The sequence below is a fragment of the Rhodoblastus sp. 17X3 genome (genome assembly GCF_030056575.1).
Classification (GTDB): domain Bacteria; phylum Pseudomonadota; class Alphaproteobacteria; order Rhizobiales; family Beijerinckiaceae; genus Rhodoblastus.
Window position 1 is genome coordinate 1 of sequence record NZ_JASHHX010000035.1, and the last position, 18788, is coordinate 18788.

The 18788-nt window shown below is 61.0% G+C and carries 22 protein-coding genes; 8 read left to right on the forward strand and 14 right to left on the reverse strand.

The window, feature by feature from the left end:
• Positions 1–10: 10 nt before the first annotated feature.
• The 13 genes from QM467_RS19275 to dsrA all read right to left on the reverse strand — a co-directional run bounded on the left by QM467_RS19275 (position 11) and on the right by dsrA (position 12303).
• Positions 11–1471, reverse strand: coding sequence for a cobyrinate a,c-diamide synthase (locus QM467_RS19275; RefSeq protein ID WP_283367964.1), 1461 nt, complete (start codon positions 1469–1471; stop codon positions 11–13).
• Complete coding sequence (nrfD, locus tag QM467_RS19280) at positions 1468–2682, reverse strand: NrfD/PsrC family molybdoenzyme membrane anchor subunit (protein WP_283367965.1); 1215 nt, start codon at positions 2680–2682, stop codon at positions 1468–1470. Before nrfD ends, QM467_RS19275 begins: the two co-directional genes overlap by 4 nt.
• A gap of 18 nt (positions 2683–2700) precedes the next feature.
• A complete protein-coding gene (gene dsrO, locus QM467_RS19285; protein ID WP_283367966.1) occupies positions 2701–3495 on the reverse strand; it encodes a sulfate reduction electron transfer complex DsrMKJOP subunit DsrO in 795 nt (264 codons plus the stop codon).
• Entirely contained in the window at positions 3492–3959 is a 468-nt protein-coding gene (locus tag QM467_RS19290) for a hypothetical protein (protein ID WP_283367967.1), read from the reverse strand. The genes dsrO and QM467_RS19290 overlap by 4 nt, the downstream gene beginning before the upstream one ends.
• Before the next feature lies 1 nt (position 3960).
• On the reverse strand, positions 3961–5922 hold the full coding sequence (locus QM467_RS19295) for an NAD(P)-binding protein (protein ID WP_283367968.1): 1962 nt from the start codon (positions 5920–5922) through the stop codon (positions 3961–3963).
• A 12-nt stretch (positions 5923–5934) separates the two neighbouring features.
• On the reverse strand, positions 5935–7488 hold the full coding sequence (gene dsrK, locus QM467_RS19300; protein WP_283367969.1) for a sulfate reduction electron transfer complex DsrMKJOP subunit DsrK: 1554 nt from the start codon (positions 7486–7488) through the stop codon (positions 5935–5937).
• Positions 7489–7499: 11 nt separating this feature from the next.
• On the reverse strand, positions 7500–8231 hold the full coding sequence (locus tag QM467_RS19305; RefSeq protein WP_283367970.1) for a respiratory nitrate reductase subunit gamma: 732 nt from the start codon (positions 8229–8231) through the stop codon (positions 7500–7502).
• A 57-nt stretch (positions 8232–8288) separates the two neighbouring features.
• Positions 8289–8624: a TusE/DsrC/DsvC family sulfur relay protein gene (locus QM467_RS19310; RefSeq protein WP_283367971.1), complete on the reverse strand. Its 336-nt coding sequence runs from the start codon at positions 8622–8624 to the stop codon at positions 8289–8291.
• 24 nt (positions 8625–8648) lie between these two features.
• Entirely contained in the window at positions 8649–8957 is a 309-nt protein-coding gene (gene tusB, locus QM467_RS19315) for a sulfurtransferase complex subunit TusB (protein ID WP_283367972.1), read from the reverse strand.
• Positions 8958–8967: 10 nt separating this feature from the next.
• Positions 8968–9384, reverse strand: a complete 417-nt coding sequence (gene tusC / locus QM467_RS19320) for a sulfurtransferase complex subunit TusC (RefSeq protein WP_283367973.1) — start codon at positions 9382–9384, stop codon at positions 8968–8970.
• A 10-nt stretch (positions 9385–9394) separates the two neighbouring features.
• Complete coding sequence (tusD, locus tag QM467_RS19325) at positions 9395–9787, reverse strand: sulfurtransferase complex subunit TusD (protein WP_283367974.1); 393 nt, start codon at positions 9785–9787, stop codon at positions 9395–9397.
• A 63-nt stretch (positions 9788–9850) separates the two neighbouring features.
• The gene (dsrB, locus tag QM467_RS19330) at positions 9851–10930 is read right to left on the reverse strand and encodes a dissimilatory-type sulfite reductase subunit beta (protein WP_283367975.1); all 1080 of its coding nucleotides are present in this window, start codon (positions 10928–10930) and stop codon (positions 9851–9853) included.
• Between the two features lie 65 nt (positions 10931–10995).
• Positions 10996–12303, reverse strand: coding sequence for a dissimilatory-type sulfite reductase subunit alpha (gene dsrA / locus QM467_RS19335; RefSeq protein ID WP_283367976.1), 1308 nt, complete (start codon positions 12301–12303; stop codon positions 10996–10998).
• A gap of 223 nt (positions 12304–12526) precedes the next feature.
• On the opposite strand from dsrA, the gene QM467_RS19340 reads away from it, so the two are divergent.
• The 8 genes from QM467_RS19340 (at position 12527) to QM467_RS19375 (ending at position 17791) form a co-directional block, all read left to right on the forward strand.
• Positions 12527–13477 (forward strand): TauD/TfdA family dioxygenase, encoded by a 951-nt coding sequence (locus QM467_RS19340; RefSeq protein ID WP_283367977.1) that lies wholly within the window; start codon positions 12527–12529, stop codon positions 13475–13477.
• Positions 13435–13635 carry a sulfur relay protein DsrC gene (locus QM467_RS19345; RefSeq protein ID WP_283367978.1) on the forward strand — a complete coding sequence of 67 codons (201 nt, stop codon included), beginning with the start codon at positions 13435–13437 and terminating at the stop codon, positions 13633–13635. Before QM467_RS19340 ends, QM467_RS19345 begins: the two co-directional genes overlap by 43 nt.
• Positions 13632–13850, forward strand: coding sequence for a DUF6967 family protein (locus QM467_RS19350; RefSeq protein ID WP_283367979.1), 219 nt, complete (start codon positions 13632–13634; stop codon positions 13848–13850). Before QM467_RS19345 ends, QM467_RS19350 begins: the two co-directional genes overlap by 4 nt.
• A 60-nt stretch (positions 13851–13910) precedes the next feature.
• Positions 13911–14129 carry a DUF6967 family protein gene (locus tag QM467_RS19355; protein ID WP_283367979.1) on the forward strand — a complete coding sequence of 73 codons (219 nt, stop codon included), beginning with the start codon at positions 13911–13913 and terminating at the stop codon, positions 14127–14129.
• 94 nt (positions 14130–14223) lie between these two features.
• On the forward strand, positions 14224–15252 hold the full coding sequence (locus QM467_RS19360) for a YeiH family protein (protein WP_283367980.1): 1029 nt from the start codon (positions 14224–14226) through the stop codon (positions 15250–15252).
• Between the two features lie 435 nt (positions 15253–15687).
• Complete coding sequence (locus QM467_RS19365) at positions 15688–16971, forward strand: NAD(P)/FAD-dependent oxidoreductase (RefSeq protein WP_283367981.1); 1284 nt, start codon at positions 15688–15690, stop codon at positions 16969–16971.
• Positions 16972–17020: 49 nt separating this feature from the next.
• Positions 17021–17530, forward strand: coding sequence for a sulfur carrier protein DsrE2 (gene dsrE2 / locus QM467_RS19370; RefSeq protein WP_283367982.1), 510 nt, complete (start codon positions 17021–17023; stop codon positions 17528–17530).
• 33 nt (positions 17531–17563) lie between these two features.
• Positions 17564–17791, forward strand: coding sequence for a sulfurtransferase TusA family protein (locus QM467_RS19375; protein ID WP_283367983.1), 228 nt, complete (start codon positions 17564–17566; stop codon positions 17789–17791).
• A gap of 19 nt (positions 17792–17810) precedes the next feature.
• On the opposite strand, the gene QM467_RS19380 is transcribed toward QM467_RS19375, so the two are convergent.
• The gene (locus QM467_RS19380) at positions 17811–18146 is read right to left on the reverse strand and encodes an ArsR/SmtB family transcription factor (RefSeq protein ID WP_283367984.1); all 336 of its coding nucleotides are present in this window, start codon (positions 18144–18146) and stop codon (positions 17811–17813) included.
• Positions 18147–18788: the final 642 nt, after the last annotated feature.

Here is an 18788-nt window from a genome sequence, read left to right on the forward strand (position 1 = left end):
CGCTCCAACTTCAGCTGGCCGATCGCATCCTGGAAGAATTGCGCGTAACGCATGGTCCTACCCTCGTTTGAGCGGCTCCCGAGTCCTCGGGGAGCGATGAGTTTATTTGCTGTTCTTTCCGCATGCGGACGAATGAAACGAAACGATCCGTCCAGCGATGGCGAGCCGTATCGCGCTGATGTGTGAAGCCGGCGAGGAGATTGCCGATCACGATCCCGTCGCGTTCGCCGTCGATGCCATATCCCCGTTTCACGCGCCACGCGTAACGCAGGTCTGGCGCGACGTTTTCAAGGCGCGCGTAATGGAATTCGTGGGCCGGGACGGCCGCAGCGCCGGACTCGCCTGGCCATGGGAAATCCGGCGTCTCCTCGACGCGCACCAGGCCGCGTCCCTGCGGGCGCTCGCCCATCACGGAATCGGCCGGAATGACGCCGACCATCTCGTGACGTTCGCCGCGAAAGGAGATCGCGCGGGTCAGATACATCATGCCGCCGCATTCGGCATAGGTCGGCAGTCCGCCTTCGATCGCCGCGCGGATGTTTTCGCGAAGCGAGACATTCGCCGAAAGCGCCTCCATCTGGGTTTCGGGAAAACCGCCGCCGATCAAAAGTCCATCGCATGGGGGGAGGTCGCGGTCGTGCAAGGCGTCGAAAAAAGCGAGCCGCGCGCCGGCCTTTTCCAGGGCCTCGAGGTCGTCCGAATAGTAGAAGCCGAAAGCGGCGTCGCGCGCCACGGCGAGGACGACATCGGGCGTGGAGAGCGCGCGAAGTTGCGGCGCGCCGCGCGCTTCGGGCCGCGCGGCGCTGGCGAGCAAGGCGTCGAGATCTACGCCGCTCAGGACGGCGTCGCGCGCGCGAGCGATCAACGCCCCGCATTGCCCGGTTTCGGCCGGAGTCGTCAGGCCGAGGTGACGCTCGTCGATATTCAGGGCGTTGTCTCGGCCGATCGCGCCCAGGACGGGCAGGTCGGTGTAATTTTCGATTGCCTGCCGAAGCTTGCTTTCCTGCCGGGCCGCGCCGACCTTGTTGAGAATGACGCCGGCGAATTCGACGTCAGGATCGAATTTGCGATAGCCGAGAAGCAGCGGGGCGATTCCGCGCGCCATGCCGGTCGTATCAATGACGAGAACGACCGGCGCGCGCAGCAGCTTCGCCAGGGCGGCCGACGAATCGCCGCCGCGCGGATCGACGCCGTCATGCAGGCCTTTGTTGCCCTCGATCAAGGCGACGCCGGCGTCGCCATAGGCGCGGCCGTAAAGCGCAAGGATTTCATCGGAACTTTGGGTGTTGAAATCGAGATTGTAGCTCGCGCGGCCGGACGCGCGGGCCAGCCACATCGGATCGATATAGTCCGGCCCCTTCTTGAAGGTCTGGATCTTCAGGCCTCGCGCCGCGATGGCCGCCGCCAGCCCGATCGAAACCGTCGTCTTGCCCGAGGACTTGATCGCGGCGGAAATGAAAAATCTCGTCATGGCCGGGCGCCTTCGCTCTTGGCTGGCGCCTCCGGCAGGAAGGGCAGCAGCCGGCAGCCCAGCGCCGCGATCAACATGGCGATGGACACCCCGCTGATTCCAAGAAGAATCTCCGGCGCGCTCGGCGTATAGGCGTTGATGGCGCCGTCGAAGAAGGAGCTCGAAGCGACATAGCCGGGGAAGATATTGAGGGGATAGGCCTGGCCGCCGATGATGATGACGTAGAATTGCGCCAGCCCGCCGAGCAGAAGGAGCAGCGACGCCAGGGCGAGCATTTTCCGTCCGGTCGGACCATTGTCGGCAAGGGCGAGCAGGGCGAGCGGCGCGAGCGAGCCGATGAGAATTTGCCCCAGCCAGAACGCCAGCGGATAGACGCCGCCATCGTGCAGCAGGAAGGCTTCGACGCCTCGGAAGGGCGCCGCATAGATCTTGGTGAGATGGGAAATCAGGGTCAGGAACAATGTCGCGAGGATGAACAGGGAGAGCAGACCGCGAAACTTGCCGACCATCTCCTCGGGCATGAGCTGGTTGCTCGTCTCATGAGACATGGTCACGAGCACCAGAACGGTGAAGGCGAGCCCGTAAACCAGCGACGAAGCGATGAACAGGGGCGCCATGATCGCGCCGTAATAGGCGTCGCGGGCGATCAGAAATCCGAAGATCGATCCTGTGCCCATGGTCAGGAGGAGCCGCCAGACGAAAGCGGTCGAGCCCATGATCTTGCCGAAGAGCTGATTGCGCGACGCGCGCCGGTCCATCATGGCGAACAGATAGAAAGCGACGATCGCCACAAAACCCGAATAGAGATAGATGTTCCAGGCGAAGATCGAACGGAAATTATAGGTCGTCATCGCGACGAAGACGCGCTCCGGGCGGCCGAGGTCAAGCACCAGAACCATCAGGCCGCCGACAAGCAGCGCGATGGCCAGGATGCCGGAAAGGCGGGCGAAGGGCTTGTAATTCAGGCGATTGAAAACGGACGAAACAGAGGCGACGTTCAGCGCGCCGGAGGCGGAGACGATCAGGAAGACCGCGAAGACGTGGGGCGCGCCCCAGACGATCTGGTTGCTCATGCCGGTCACGCCGTGGCCATGCGTCTCCATATAGAGCGCGGCCGCCACTCCCGCCGCGATGGCGATGACGTGCAGCGCGATCAACAGCCAGAACAGAGGCGTGTGCGAGGTCAACCGGCGATATTTCTGCTGCGCCATTGGCGCTCTCCCGGAGGTTTACAGATTGGCGTAAGTGACGGCTGGCGCGACGGCGAGGTCGGCGCGCAATTTCGTCGTCGGCAATTGGCGAAGCTTTTTGGAGATTTCGCTTTCGGGGTCGTTGAGATCGCCGAAGATCATGGCGCCGCCTTCGCGTGCGCAGGCCTCGACGCAGGCCGGCTTGCGTCCGGCGTCGATACGATCGACACAGAGCGTGCATCCCTCGACCGTTCCCTTGCCGCGCGGCGCGTTGACCTTCTGGTCGTCGTGCTCCTCATGGACGAAGGAGCGCGCCTTGAACGGACAGGCCATCATGCAATAGCGGCAGCCGATGCAGATGTGCTTGTCAACCAGCACGATGCCGTCGGCGCGCTTGAACGAGGCCCCGGTGGGGCAAACGTCCACGCAGGGCGGATTTTCGCAATGCTGGCACATGACCGGCGCCTCCTGGATAACGCCGGTCGCGGCGTTGCGAAGGGTGACCTTGCGAATCCATTGCGCGTCGATTTCCGGCCGCCCGGAACTTTTCAGTCCGTTTTCCTCGTTGCAGGCCGTGACGCAGGCGTTGCAGCCGGGTTTGCATTTATTGAGGTCGATAAGCATTCCCCAGCGCACATTGGCGGAGGCGGGCTCGCCGGCCGGGCGCGCCTGAGCGTCTCGCGCGCCGAAGGCATAGAGGGTCACGCCCGGCGCGAGCAGAGTCGCGGCGAAGGCGCCCGCCGTCCGCAACAGTCCCCGCCGGTCGACGCCGGTGTTGGCGCATCCAGTCTTGGCGCATCCAGTCTTGGCGCAGCCGCCCGAACACGAGCTCATTGTTTGGTCTCCCGGAGGTAAGCCGCGAGCTTGTCGATGTCCGCGCCGCCGGCGTCGACGGCCTGTTTCGGCGCTTCGGGACGCGAGGCGTGACATTCGAAGCAGTCGATCTGAACAGCCGCGTAGGAATGGCAGGAGCGGCAGAAATGTTTTTCGCTCGCGAAGGACACCGGCTTTCCGTCTTCGCCCTTGACCGCATGACAGGAGACGCAGCCCGCGAGGCTGAACTGGGGCGTCCGAACGCCCTGATGCACAGCCTCCTTGCGGTGGTCGAACATCATCAGCATGTGATTGCGGCGCATGAACGCGGTGTCGGCGACGCAATGCTCGCCCTGGGCGCGCGGCGGGTGCGGCGCGGGCGTCCGCCCGGCGCCGTCCTCGGCCCGGGCCGCGCTCGCGAGCGACAGAACCGCTGCGCCCACGAGAAACAGGGTTGCGGCGAAGATATTTCGCAGGGCGCGCATGCTATTCCCCAAGGCCCATCTGGATGTATCCGGTCGGGCAGACATCCGCGCAAATGTGGCAGCCGATGCATTTCTTGTAGTCGGTGTCGACATAACGGCCGGTAGCGCGCTCTTTCTTGGGCACGCGGAACACCGCCGTCTGCGGACAGTAGATCACGCAATTGTCGCATTCGAAGCACATGCCGCAGGACATGCAGCGCTTGCCTTCCGTCTGCGCCTGCTCCTCCGTGAATCCGATGATGCGCTCGGCGAAGTCGCCCAGCACATGCGAGGCGTCGACGTGGCGCTCGTCGCGGGTCGAGCGGGCGACATAGCCGAAGTGGCCCTTGAACAACTGGGTGTGCGGGATGATCTGCGACGATCCGCGATCTTCGTAATTGTGAACCGCGAATTTCGCGTGGTCGGTGCCGCGAACCTGCATGTGTTCATAGGGCGACGGATCGAGATGGCGCGTGTGCAATTCTTCCAGCAGGTTGAATTGGTGCACGTCCACTTTCGGGCGCTTGTCCTCCAGTTCGCCATGCAGGAAATGGTCGATCGTTTCCGAGGCGATGCGGCCATGGCCGATCGCCGTCGTCAGCAGATGCGGGCGGACGACGTCGCCCCCGGCGAAATGCTTTTCCTTGCCGCGGACTTTATAAACGCCGTCGATGGCGATGGCGCCCCGTCCGCTGTCGAGACTCTCCAGGCCCTCCGACAAGTCGGCCATCTGGCCGATCGCCGAAATGATCATGTCGCATGGGAGCGTGAATTCCGTGCCCTCGACGGGAATCGGCACATTGCCCTTCATGCTGCATTCGCACATGCGCAGGCCGGTCGCCTTGCCCTGCTCGTCTTTGATGACTTCGAGCGGCATGATCGAGCCCTTGATCTCGATGCCTTCGCGCTTCGCGTCCTCGCGCTCGCGTTCGGCGGCGGTCATCTTCTCGACCGGGAACAGCGTGGTCAGAACAGCGGAGACGCCCTCGCGTTCGAGCGCGCCCGTGACGTCGTGCGCGGTATAGCCGAACTCGCCCGGCGAGGCCGCCGCGTCGTCATGCTTATGCGAATGGCCGATATGGCCGAGACGGCGCGCCACCGAAGCGACGTCGATCGACGTGTCGCCGCCGCCGACCACGACGATCTGCTTCGCCGTCGAAAACAGCCAGCCGCGATTGAACGTATCGAGAAATTCGACGCCCGTGATGCAATTGATCGCGTCGCCTCCGGGAACCGGCAGGGGACGGCCCTTTTGTGCGCCGATCGCCCAGAACACAGCGTCGTAGTCCTTGTCGAGCTCTTCCATCGAAATGTCGCGGCCGACCCGCACGCCGGTCCTCACCTCGACGCCGTCCATCGAGGTGATGCGGGCGATTTCGGCGTCCAACATGTCGCGCGGCGTGCGATAGCCGGGAATGCCAAAACGCATCATGCCGCCGAGATGATCATGCGCCTCGAAGATCGTGACCGCATGGCCCTTCTGGCGCAGGAAATAGGCCGCGGACAGACCGCCTGGACCGCCGCCGATCACGGCGATGCGCTTGCCCGACAATTCCGGCGGCTTTGGAGCCTGCAGATTGTTCTGGATCGCCCAGTCGCCGACATATTGTTCGACGCCGTTGATGCCGACGAAATCGTCGACCTCGTTGCGGTTGCAGCCGTCTTCGCAAGGCGCAGGGCAGACGCGTCCCATCGAGGCGGGGAAGGGATTGGCTTCCATCATGCGGGTAAAGGCGTATTCCTGCCAGGACATGCCCGCCACCGGCGGCTTGTCCATGCCGCGCGCGATCGCCAGCCAGCCGCGAATGTCATGGCCAGACGGGCAGCCACCCTGACATGGGGGCGCACGATGGACATAGGTCGGGCATTTATAGCTCTTGTCTTGCTGGAAGATCTTCTTGGTCAGATCCTGGGGATCCCAAGGCGATTGACCGTTCTTGAATCGACGGAAGGTAAGACCTTTCGTTTGAGCCGCTTCATTCATCGCCTCTTCTCCCTATTTCGCCGTGGCGACGAGATTGCGCCGCTCAAATTCTTCCGCTTGCTTCGAACCGGTCAGGATGATCGCGTTCGACACCATCTGGTGCACGCTGACGATGCCCTCCCGATCGAATCCGTATTGCGGCAGGACTTTCGAGAACTGCGCTTTGCAGATCGCGCAAATCGCCGCCATATGCGTCACGCCGTGTTCTTCGGCGACATCGTTCAGCGCGCGCATGCGCGGCATGGCGCCCTTGGTGCGGACGTCCATCAGTTCATCCGTGAGCAGACCGCCGCCGCCGCCGCAGCAGAAGGTCTGCTCACGGATCGTTTCGGGCGCCATGTCAAAATAATGATTGCAAACCGCGCGCAGGATTTCCCGCGGCAATTCGAACTGCCCGCCTGGTTTGTTCCCCATGCGCGACGCGCGCGCGACATTGCAGGAATCATGGAAGGTCAGCCGGTATTCGTCGTTTTTCGACTTGTCGAATTTCAGCTTGCCCCGCTCGATCATATCATGCGTGAATTCGATGATATGTTGGGGAATCGGATAGTTCTTGTCGAGAAAGTCGAACGGTCCCGCCAGCGTATCGAGGAATGAATAGGCGACGCGCCAGGCATGGCCGCATTCGCCGAACAGCAGACGTTTCACGCCGAGATCCTGCGCAGCCGCGCGGATGCGCAACGCGACCTTCTGCATGTTCTCCTGCGAGCCGATGAACATGCCGAAATTGGCCGCTTCGGAGGCATGGGTGGAAAAGGTCCACGAAACCCCTGCCTCGTGCAGCACTTTGGCATAGCCGATCAGGCCTTCCATATGCGGCGAAGCGAAAAAATCCGCGCTCGGCGTAACCAGAAGAATGTCGGCGCCCTTTTCGTCCAGCGGCAATTTGACGGCGACGCCGGTTTCCTCCTCGATCTCCTCTTCCAGACCTTCGAGCGTGTTGCGAAGGGCCTTGGGCGGCAGGCCGAGATTATTGCCGATATTGAAAACCTTGCCGATGATCTCGTTGGAGTATTTCTGGCCGAGGCCGATCGTGTCCATGATGTCGCGCCCGGCCATCGAGATTTCGGCCGTGTCGATGCCATAGGGGCAATAGACGGAGCAGCGGCGGCATTGCGAACATTGATGGAAATAGCTGTACCAGTCTTCGAGCACGTCCTTGGTCAAATCCGCGGCGCCGACCAGCCAGGGGAAATATTTTCCGGCGAAGGTGAAGTGGCGGCGATAGACCTTCCGCAAAAGGTCCTGCCGCGCGACCGGCATGTTTTTCGGGTCCGACGTGCCGAGGAAATAATGACACTTGTCGGTGCAGGCCCCGCATTTGACGCAGGAATCGAGATAGACGCGCAGAGCCCTCGAATTGTCGACAAGTTCGCCGAGCCGCGCGATAGCCTTGTCATGCCAGTCGGGAGCCAGTTCGCCCGGAAAGCCGAGCGCGTTCTGCTGCCCCGACGTGGCGACGTAGGGTTTCGATTCGGCCATGGCGCCGCAAGCCAGGCGCGGCAATTCGAGCGGATCGCCGTGGCCCCTGTCCTTCGGATCGAAATCGCTTTTTGCTTCGGCCATTTCAAGAATCCTCAAGCGCGACGGGGGGTCGATTCGAGCCTGGCGGGCGGAACGTGGCGGCGTTCGCGGCTGTCGTCGGCCTGATTGCGCGAGGGGCTGAAGAAGACGCCCGGCGCGTGCAGAAGTTTGGAAAAGGGAAAGACGACCATCAGCGTCAGCACCAAGGAAAGGTGGACGAGGAGGGCTGGATCGGCGGGCAGCGGACGCCAATCGAAATACATCAGGCCGAGGAAGAATTCCTTCACCGAGACAATATCGGTGCGCGCCAGATATTTCATGGCGAGGCCGCTGCATCCGATTGCAATGAGCAGCGCCAGCATCAGATGGTCGGACGGGCCGGTGATATAGCGGATGCGCTCGACGACAATGCGCCGGACCCAGAGCGCCGCAAGGGCGCCGACCATGGCGAAGCCGGCGAGCACGCCCAAGGGCTGGACCAGCGCGACAAGAGTGGGAACAGGCTGCAGGAAATAGCGGAGATGGCGCAGCAGGACGACGGCCAAGGCCATGTGGAAAATCCAGCCGAACAGCCAGATCCACTTGTTGGCCTTGAACAGGCTCTCAAACAGCGTCACTTCGCGCAGCATCCTCAGCGCTACGCCGCCCTTGGTCGTGGGCGCAGGCGTGGTAGGGATCTTCAACGGAGCGGGGGTCGCTGCATAGAGCCAGATGCGCCGAAAAAGGGCGACAGCCAGCAGCAGCGACGCCGCGTAAAACGCCGTCGCGTAAATTGTCGTCAGCATTGTTTCCTCCCGGATCCGTGGGCTCTTGCTTGGCCCTTCGGATCCTTTAGCGCGGCGTTACACGCAACCGGTCGGCTTGGGCAGACCGGCGATCTTGCACGCCTGTTTGGCCGGCCCATAAGGGAACAAGGCGTAGAGCGCCTTCTGGTCGCCCTTTTCCTTGCCGTATTTCTTGGTCATTTCCTTAACCAGGATGCGAACCGCGGGGGCGATTTGATATTCTTCGTAGTAGTCACGCAGGAAGTTGACCACTTCCCAGTGCTCGTCGGTCATGTTGATCTGCTCAGCCTTGGCGATCACCTCGGCGATATCTTTGCTCCACTGACCAATGTCAGTGAGATAGCCTTCTTCATCATGTTCAACGACTGAACCATTCACTTGATAGCCCGACATTCGTTTCTCCCAAGGATTTGCAAATTAAAGCCACGCGCAGACGCGCGTCGCGTCGGCTGCGAGATCGACAAAGCCGCCGTAATCGACGGTTTGAATTCCTTCGACGAGATCGCCAACCGCGATGCCGCGCGCGGCAAGATCGGGATTCAGCGCGTAAATCTTGCAGCTACGCCCGACGTCGCCCAACACCTGGGCGAAAGCGCCTCCCTTGCGCGCCGCGAGCACGCCGTCCTCGATCAAGAGGACGAGGTCGCCGGCCGAAAGGTGGTCGAGGCAGCTCTTCAAGGCATTGCGCTCGTAAGGCGATTTGTTGACAGTGTGCAAAGTGGACATGAGGAAGGCCTCAAAAGCTCAGAATGACGTCGTGGCCGGCGATCAGCTTCGCCATTTCCGCCCTGTCGACGACGCGGATCGAGGGCTTCTCCTCGTAATTTTCGTCTTCGTCCTCGTATGTGACCGGCATCAGATCGCCGACCGTCAGACCGCGAAGATCGAGCGATTCCTTTTCGACATAGAGCTTGCGCACCTCGTAATCGCCAAGCGCCCGATAGATCTTGGAAAAGTTTTTCATGCCGGCGGCGGTTGCGTCCTGGTTGTTCATCAACTGGAAAACGCCGTCATCGATGAAGGCCAGGCTGACGTCCTGTTCGAAGGCCGCGCCGATCAGCACGACTTCCAGAGACTCCAGCGCATAGATTGTGCCGAAGGGGGCCTTGCGATTGAGATAGAGAAATTTCTTCTTCGTGTTTTCGTCGGTCATGTCCTGTCCCTCAATCGCCAAAGACGACCATGCGGTCGGACTCAATCCCGGCCTCGATCAATTGCCCGAGACCCGAGATGCGGAAACCGGGGGCGATATTGTCGCCGTCCTTGCCCTGCCGCTTTGCTTCATTCGCGTCGAGAATGCCGCGCCGTTGCGCCGCCGCGATACAGACGACGAGATCGAGCTTGTGGCTCTCCGCAAGTTCGCTCCACAGCTTCTGCAAATTGCGGTCGTCCTGCGGCGGCACCGTGTAGCGCGTGCCGTTGTTCACGCCGTCGTGGTAGAAGAATACGCGGAAAATCTCGTGTCCCTTCTCCAGTGCGGCCTTTGCGAAACGATAGGCTGTGTCCGACGCCTGATGCGTATAGGGGCCTTCATTGATCTGGATGGCGAAGCGCAAGACGACCTCACTGAACAAATGCGAATGGGAGGAAGGCGCCGCCGCGAACGGCGGCGCCAAAACTTAGAAGTGAACGTGGGCCGACATGTTCATCGTCTTGCGGGCGCCGGCCCAGGTGTCGAGATGGTGCTTGGTGAAGGCGAAGCCGGTCAGTTCGAAGAAACGCGGCCAGCCGATGCGGTCGATCCACTCGCCCATGCGCTCGTAATCCCTGGCGTTGTCCTTGTAAGCATAAAGGATCGTTTTCACGACCTGCTCGACCTCTGGCCAGCGCGGAGCATTGTTGGGCAGATTGGCGACGACCAGCTTGTGGAAGGTCGGCTTGGAACGCGCGTTGGAGTGCTTGCCGCCAACCCAGACGGCGATCTTGGTCGAATCCGCGCCGTTGATCTGCATCGGCGGGCAGGGCGGATAGCAGGCGCCGCAGCACACGCATTTCTGTTCGTCGACTTCCAGCGACGGCTTGCCATTGACCATCGCCGGACGAATCGCGGCGACCGGGCAACGCGCGACGACAGCCGGCCTTTCGCAAACTTTCGACACGAGGTCGTGGTTGATCTTCGGCGGCTTCGTGTATTGCACGTTGATGGAAATGTCGCCCTGCCCGCCGCAATTGATCTGGCAGCAGGAGGTGGTGATCCGGACGCGATTGGGCATTTCCTCGCTGATGAATTCATGATGCATCATGTCCATCAGGCTCTTCACCACGCCGGAGGCGTCGGTGCCGGGAATGTCGCAATGCAGCCATCCCTGGGTGTGCGAAATCATCGACACCGAATTGCCGGTGCCGCCGATCGGAAAGCCCTCTTTCCCGAGCGCCTCGATCAAGGGCGCAACCTTTGCCTGATCGGCGACCATGAACTCGATATTCGAGCGGGTGGTGAACCGGACATGGCCTTCACCGAATTGATCGGCGATGTCGCAGAGTCTTCTGATCGTGAAGACATCCATCTGGCGCTGGGTGCCGGCGCGCACGGTCCAGATTTCGTCGCCGCTCTTGGCGACATGGTGCAGGACGCCAGGACGCGGACGATCATGCCATGCCCAGGCGCCGTAGTTCTTGACCATCAGCGGATGCATCAGCGGGAAGGGGTCGGGAACACCAATTTCGTCGGGACGGCGCATGGCCGGGGCGCTGCTCATTCGATTTCCTCCGAAAATTCTATTTTGGCGGCGCCGATTCCACGGCGCCTTTCTTGTTCGAAATTTCAGTCGGCCGCGACGTTCAGCCCGGCTTCACGCGCCTTGCGTTCGAAATATTTGTCGGCCTCGTCGGTGAAGTCATCCGTGCGGACATAGCAAGACGTGCGCGGGTGATTGACCATGTTCGGATCGGGATCGATTCCGACCGCTTCGAGGAAGGCCGGCAGGCCGATGCGGTCGATCGTTTCGCCAATGCGCTCGTGTTCGAGCGCGTTGTCGGCGAAAAATTCGAGCATTCTGCGCGCCAGCGCGACAAGGTTTTCGTAATCCTCGTCGGTCTCGAGCTTGATGAAGGGAATCATCATCGTGCCCATCAGGTCGCCGACCTTCAGCGCCCGCTTGCCGCCGATCAGGATGGAGGCGCCACGGTCATCGCCCGGCGAGAGCGCCTTGTTCATCACGTTCAGGCAATGCATGCAGCGCACGCACGACCTGTTGTCGACATCGAGCGTATCGTCGTCGTTCAGGCTCAGCGCTCGCGTCGGGCACCGGGTGATGACCTGGTCGATCGCATATTTGCGGCCGACCCGCGCGACATAAGCTTTCACCTCGTCCTGGTTGACCTTCATGTCGTCGCGCCAGGTGCCGATCACAGCGAAATCGGCGCGATGAATGGCGTTGACGCAATCGTTGCCGCAGCCGGAAAACTTGAACTTGAATTTATAGGGCAGGGCGGGACGATGCATCTCGTCCAGGAATTCATTGATGACGGAGCGATGCGCCTTCACTTCGTCGTAGCAGGACATTTCGCAGCGCGCGTGCCCGACGCAGCTCATCGACGTGCGCAGGGCCGGGCCGGCGCCGCCAAGGTCGAATCCCGCTTCATTCAGCTCATCGAAAGCGGGCTGGACGTTTTCGGTCGAGCAGCCCTGGAACATGATGTCGCCGCTCTGGCCGTGGAAGGCGATCAGGCCAGAGCCGTGCCTCTCCCAGATATCGCAGAGCTTGCGCAAGGTGTCGGTGTCGTAATGCATGCCAGCCGGCGGCTGCACGCGCAACGTATGGAATTCTTTCGAGGCCGGAAACTTGCCCGCGACTTCGGAAAAGCGCGGGATCACGCCGCCACCATAGCCGAAGACGGAAACCGTGCCGCCCTTCCAGTAGCCGAGGCGGTTCTCGTAGGAATGTTCGAGCTGGCCGAGCAGGTCGTTCATCATTGGCGCATATTGCGCGTCGGCGTTGTCGCGCAGCCGCTTGAGGCCAGTGACGAAGCTTGGCCAGGGGCCGGTCTCGAGTTCGTCCAGCATGGGGGTCGGATGGAGCGGCGACGACACGCCGTCATCTTCCGTGCGAATGGAATCGTCCTGCGACATTGCAATCCTCCCTTGGGCGACTCAATCAAGGTCGGCCGCCCCGCGCTTTTCCCTGTGCGCCATTGCCGGTCTGCGCCGGATTTGGCCCGCTCGTTTTTATTTGATGTTGCGATAATAACAGAAAATGCGAATATGAGAATAGGTAGAGACAAAAGAAATGCAGAATTTCCACTCGACTGATAAAAATAACATTAAATCAATATGTTATTATGTGGACGCGGGGGTGGCCAACGGTTGGGGCCCCGCCGTGTTTTCGCTCGACGATACGGATTCGTGGCGGCGTTGGCGACGCGCCAAGCTCGGTCGGCTGGAGGCGGCGATAGGGGTCTCGCCGACGCCGATCGCCGATTCCCGGTCGATTTCGGAAGACGAGCGCCGGTCCCTGCTGGCGCAGATCGCGGCGACCAATATGGCGCTTTATGAATGGCGGCTCGCGCCGCCCGATGAAGACGCGCTGGATGAAATGCTGCTGGCGTTCACGAGATCCTTCGGCTTGCGCGCCCTGGAAGATCACCGCTCGGCCAACCGCAACGGGGTCGTGCGCATCGAGGTCGCGCAGGGCGGCGGGCGGGCCGGCTATATTCCCTATACCAACCGTCGGATCGCCTGGCATACCGACGGATATTACAATTACCACGGACCGTCGCATTGCGTGCGGGCCATGATCCTGCATTGTGCCGAGGCGGCCGAGCAGGGCGGGGAGAACCGCCTGCTCGATCATGAGCTTGCCTATCTGAGGTTGCGCGACGCCGACCCCGGGGGGCTGCGCCTGCTGACGCATCCCGAGGCCATGACCATTCCCGAGGCGGTCGATGACTCCGGACGTGTTCGCGCGGCCAATGCGGGACCGGTTTTTTTTCTCGACGATTCGGGTGCGCTCGCCATGCGCTATACGGCGCGGAAGAAATATGTCGAATGGCGGGACGAGGCGACCCGGGCGGCGGCGGAGCATCTGCTCGCCTTGATCGATGCCGAACCCCTGGCCCGCGCCGTCAAGCTCACGCCAGGCCAGGGCGTCTTGTGCAATAACGTTCTGCACGATCGGGCTGCTTTCCAGGACGACGGACAATGCCGGCGGCTCCTTTGTCGCGTTAGGTTTCACAACAGGATCGACTCACCCCAGGAGGAAAAATGGCGCGGATCAGCGAACTCATCATCTCCAACCCCGAAATGAAGTCCTTCGCCGAACTTGAGGAGAAGGTCATTCAGGCGGCGCGCGACGGCGAAATCCATCTGTATTTCGACATCAAGCCGGAATTTACGGACACGCCGCGGAAATGGGAGCAGCGTCTGGAGCTGGCCTTCTACAGCGCCGAAAGTCCGCGCCGATGACCGCCACTCGCAAGCGTGAGATCGGCGAGATCGCCGCACCTTACGGTCGGAACGTGAAGCTCGACGAAGTCGCATATGAAAGCGGCATGACGCTGTTGCGCGTGACGATCCGGGAGGGCGGCCGCTTCACGATTCTGGAAATTGACGCCGCCGCAGCCGGACAATGGGGAAAGATGATGATGGAATGGGCCCAATCGCGAAGCCCGGAAGAATGATCGAAATCATCGAATGATTCGACCATAATTATACGATGGATCGATACATTTTAATGGCCGATGACCGCCACTCGCAAGCGTGAGATCGGCGAGATCGCCGCACCTTACGGTCGGAACGTGAAGCTCGACGAAGTCGCATATGAAAGCGGCATGACGCTGTTGCGCGTGACGATCCGGGAGGGCGGCCGCTTCACGATTCTGGAAATTGACGCCGCCGCAGCCGGACAATGGGGAAAGATGATGATGGAATGGGCCCAATCGCGAAGCCCGGAAGAATGATCGAAATCATCGAATGATTCGACCATAATTATGCGATGGATCGATACATTTTAATGTTTGATAAAGCGACGGTTCAGAGAGGGCAGACCGTCGCATGACCACAATCCCCGCCGCAGCTCCGGCCGTTCACAAGAAAAATCCCGTCCTCGCCCTGTTGCCGGGGCTGGCGTTGACGGCCGGCATCGCCGTGCTTGCATACGCCTTGCGCTACATACCCGGCGTGGACAAGCTGAGCCCGATGATCCTCGCGATCCTGATCGGCGCCGTGATCCATAACAGTCTCGGCAAGATCCCAGGAACGGATGAAGGCGTGAATTTCTCCCTGCGCCGCATCCTGCGTCTCTCGATCATCCTGATCGGGCTGCAAATCACGGCGCAACAGGCCGCTGAAGTCGGCTTCGGCGGGCTCGCCATTATCGCGTTTGGGCTGCTGGCCACGCTCGCCGCGACGATGGCGGTGGGGCGGCTGCTGGGCGTTTCGGGCGGTCTTTCGCTGCTGATCGGCGTCGGCACGTCGATTTGCGGCGCCTCGGCGATCGTGGCGGCGAAGGCGGCGACCGGCGGCGAGGACGACGACGCGGCTTACGCTGTGGCGGGCGTGACTTTGTTCGGCACGATCGCCATGTTCCTTTATCCGGCGCTCAAGGATGTCCTGCATCTGTCGGATGCGGCTTATGGCCTGTGGGCCGGCGCCTCGGTGCATGAGGTTGCGCAGGCGGTTTTCGCCTCGTCGCAAGGCGGTCACGAGGCGCTTTTCATTGGGACGATCGCCAAGTTGACGCGCGTCGCAATGATGGCGCCGGTGATCATCCTGCTCGGCGAGTTGAGCGTTCGCCTGGGCTTCGCCGGCGAAGGCGCGCGCGGCAAGCCGCCTTTCCCGTGGTTCCTGGTCGGCTTTCTCGCCATGGCGGGATTGAACAGCCTGATTGCGATTCCCGTCGAGGTCAGCGCTCCGATCCGCGCTGCAACGACTTTCCTGCTGTCGATGGCCATGGCGGCCATGGGACTTCACACCAATCTGCGGCATGTGTTTTCGGCCGGGGTTCGACCGCTGGCGCTGGGATTGTTCGCCTCGGCGTTCATCAGCCTCACCGTGCTGAGTCTGATCAAGTTCGCCGTTTGAAAAACGCGCGTCCCGCAGGGGGGGTGATCAGCATCAAGGATCATCGGAACGATTGTTCCTTGCGCTCCGGGACAGGCTCGCCTCTGGCCGATGATAGTAAGGAAACGCCGGCGATGGCCGCTTTCACCGGCCGGATGAGCGACGTCAGGGCGGAACGAAAAATCGAAGGGCGCGGCGCGGACAATAGCGCGAGAGTGGCGAAGGCGCGAAGAGCGCCGCCGGCGACTGGCTTTTCCCGTTGAAAATCAACGACTGGCCGAAGGGCGGAAAGGCCGCCGACGCCCGCGATTGAAGACAAAATGGGAATGCGACGAAAAAAGAAGGCGGTTATCGACGGAAATCCACTCGACAATCACATAAATACGAATAAGCTAATATGAATATAAAAAAGCGGGCGGGGCGACTGCGAAAAGCAGCGCCGCGTGGGAGGAGAGCATGGCCGATATCGTCATCATGGGCGCCGGTCTGGCCGGCGTTATCATGGCTTATGAAATGAAGGATGCGATGCGGCCGGAAGATCGGCTTACAGTCGTCACCAAGGATCCTGTCTATCATTTCGTGCCGTCCAACCCATGGGTGGCCGTCGGTTGGCGGACGCGGGAAGCGGTCGAGATCGACCTGGCTCCGACCTTCGCGCGCCGCGGCATCGAATTCAGGCCCGTGCCCGTCGCCAAACTCGATCCGGAAGCCAACCGCCTCGAACTCGAAGACGGCTCGACCCTCAATTACGATTATCTGGTCATCGCCACCGGTCCCGAACTTGCTTTTGACGAGATCGAGGGTCTCGGCCCCGAGGGCCACACCAGTTCGGTCTGCCATATTGACCATGCCGAAAAGATCGCGCTGAGCCTGGAGGAATTCTGCAAGAAGCCCGGCCCGATCATCACCGGCGCGGTCCAGGGCGCATCCTGCTACGGGCCGGCCTATGAATTCACCTTCATCGTGGAGGCCGAACTGCGCCGCCGCAAGATTCGCGATCAGGTTCCGATGACCTTCGTGACCTCCGAGCCCTATATCGGCCATCTTGGCCTTGACGGCGTCGGCGACACCAAGGGCCTTCTCGAAAGCGCGCTGCGCGAAAAGCACATCAAATGGATGACCAGCTCGCGCGTGAAGAAGGTCGAGAGCGGCAAAATGGTGGTGGAGGAAATCGCGGACGACGGCGCCGTCAAGGCGACCCGCGAACTGCCCTTCGGCATGGCGATGATGCTGCCCGCCTTCCGCGGCATCAAGCCCTTGCGCGGCATCGAGGGACTCGTCAATCCGCGCGGTTTCGTCCTGGTGGACGAGCATCAGCAGAATCAGAAATACAAGAATGTCTTCTCGGTCGGCGTCTGTGTCGCCATCCCGCCGATGGGGCCGACGCCCGTGCCCTGCGGCGTGCCGAAGACCGGCTTCATGATCGAGTCCATGGTCACCGCCGCCGCGAAAAACATCGGCGAGATTTTGCGCGGCCGCAAGCCGATCTATCGGGGAACCTGGAACGCGATCTGCCTCGCCGATTTTGGCGACACCGGCGTCGCTTTTGTCGCCCAGCCGCAGATTCCTCCGCGCAATGTCAACTGGTCGGCGTCGGGCCGCTGGGTCCATGCGGCCAAGATCGGATTCGAGAAATATTTCATCCGCAAGATGCGCAAGGGCGAAAGCGAGCCGTTTTACGAGACGGCCGCCCTCAATATGCTGGGAATTGGAAAGCTGAAAAAGGTCACATCGGATTGACGCACGTCTTGACGATGTGGGTTTCGCTAAAGTTCTTGAGGATCAGGTAATGACCGAGGCTATGAACACGGGCGGCAACAACGCCAAGACCATGACGATCATCGTCACCAAAGGGTCGCTGGACTGGGCATATCCGCCCTTCATCCTGGCGACGACCGCAGCCGCCATGGGCGTGGACGTCACCTTGTTCTTCACCTTCTACGGGCTTGAGCTCTTGAAGAAAAAGCTTGACCTGCAGGTGACGGCGCTAGGCAATGCGGCGATGAAAATGCCGCTGATGGGCATGCACATGGCCATGCCGAACATCGTCAACATGATCCCCGGCGTGGACGCCGGCGCGACAGTGATGATGAAGAACCTCATCAAGAAAAAGGGCGTCGCCTCGATCGAAGATTTGCGCGAGGCGGCGATCGAATCCGATGTCAGGATGATCGCCTGCCAGATGACGCTCGACCTGTTCGAATTCCAGAAATCGGATTTGATCGACGGCGTCGAACTGGGCGGAGCCGCGACCTATATGGAAAAGGCGCTGAAATCCGACATCAACCTGTTCATCTGAAAACTTCGTTCAAACAAAGCCAAGAGGAAGACGATGGCCGATAAAACGCTCGACGCCAAGGGCTTGAATTGCCCCCTGCCAATCCTTCGCGCAAAAAAGACGTTGAAGGAAGTCCCCGCGGGCGGCACGCTTGAGATACTCGCGACCGACCCCGGATCGGTCGCGGATTTCGCCGCTTTTTGCCGGACGACAGGCAATGAACTGATCGAATCCACGTCGGATGGCGGGGTCTATCGCTTCGTCATCAAGCACGTGGCCTGACAATTCGGGCGAGTGGAGATCACGGTTTGCGGCAGAAAACTTTGTGGACCGCGCTCAGGATCGTCCGCACGTCGTCGTTGGCCAGGCTGTAATAAATCGATTTGCCCTCGCGGCGGTACGAAACCAAGCCTTCCAGGCGCAATCGCGCCAATTGCTGGGAGACGGTGGACTGCCGCTGCGCGAGCTTCATTTCGAGGTCGCTGACCGAACACTCGCCTTCCGACAACAGGCACAGGATCAACAGGCGCGATTCATGCGCCAAAGCCTTCAGAAAATCGGCGGCGTCCCGCGCACTATCGACCAGTTGAGCGAGATCGCTGAACTCGTCGCTCTCCTTCACCTTCGGCAAGGCCATTGGAAGCCCCTTCGCATTGCACAATATTAAGTTGAGAAATAAGGTCGAGTAAGGGCAATGTAAAGTGGTTTTTGAATAACTGAATATCAAAATGTGTCGCCGGGTGGGCTCATGAACCCTCGGACGACGCGTTGATTGTTGCGACCAAATTGCTATCGCATTCTTGGAAACGTGGCGCAGATCGCCGCGCTATGCGCCTGCATCACATTGTTTTAGCCAAGAAATTTAAGTTCGAGACGCGCGTGGCGCGTATTTCGGGCGAGCGTGATCGCCTCGCGCATGAGCGCGGATCCGAGGCCCCTGGCGGCGCCAATAGCGTTCAACGCTGAAGGCAGGTTCTCCCGGTTACGGTTCGGCATGATCGGCGAGGAGTCCCCCCCTCCGATTCCCATGGAAGGACGACGCGGCTGTCGGCAACGGCGGCGCCGGCACGCAGTGCGATCATGAATTCCTGCGGGTCTTCGAAGAACTGAAGCCCCGGATCCTCAGCGTCGTCCCGCATCAGGTGACCGCTATGGCGGTCGCTGTCGTCAGCTCCGAAGGCGACCAGCCGGCAGACCGGATTTCCGAGAGGGGTCGCAATCAAATTCTTGAAAGCCCCAATTCCAAAATCCGCTTCACCTTGTCGAGGCCGGGACAGTC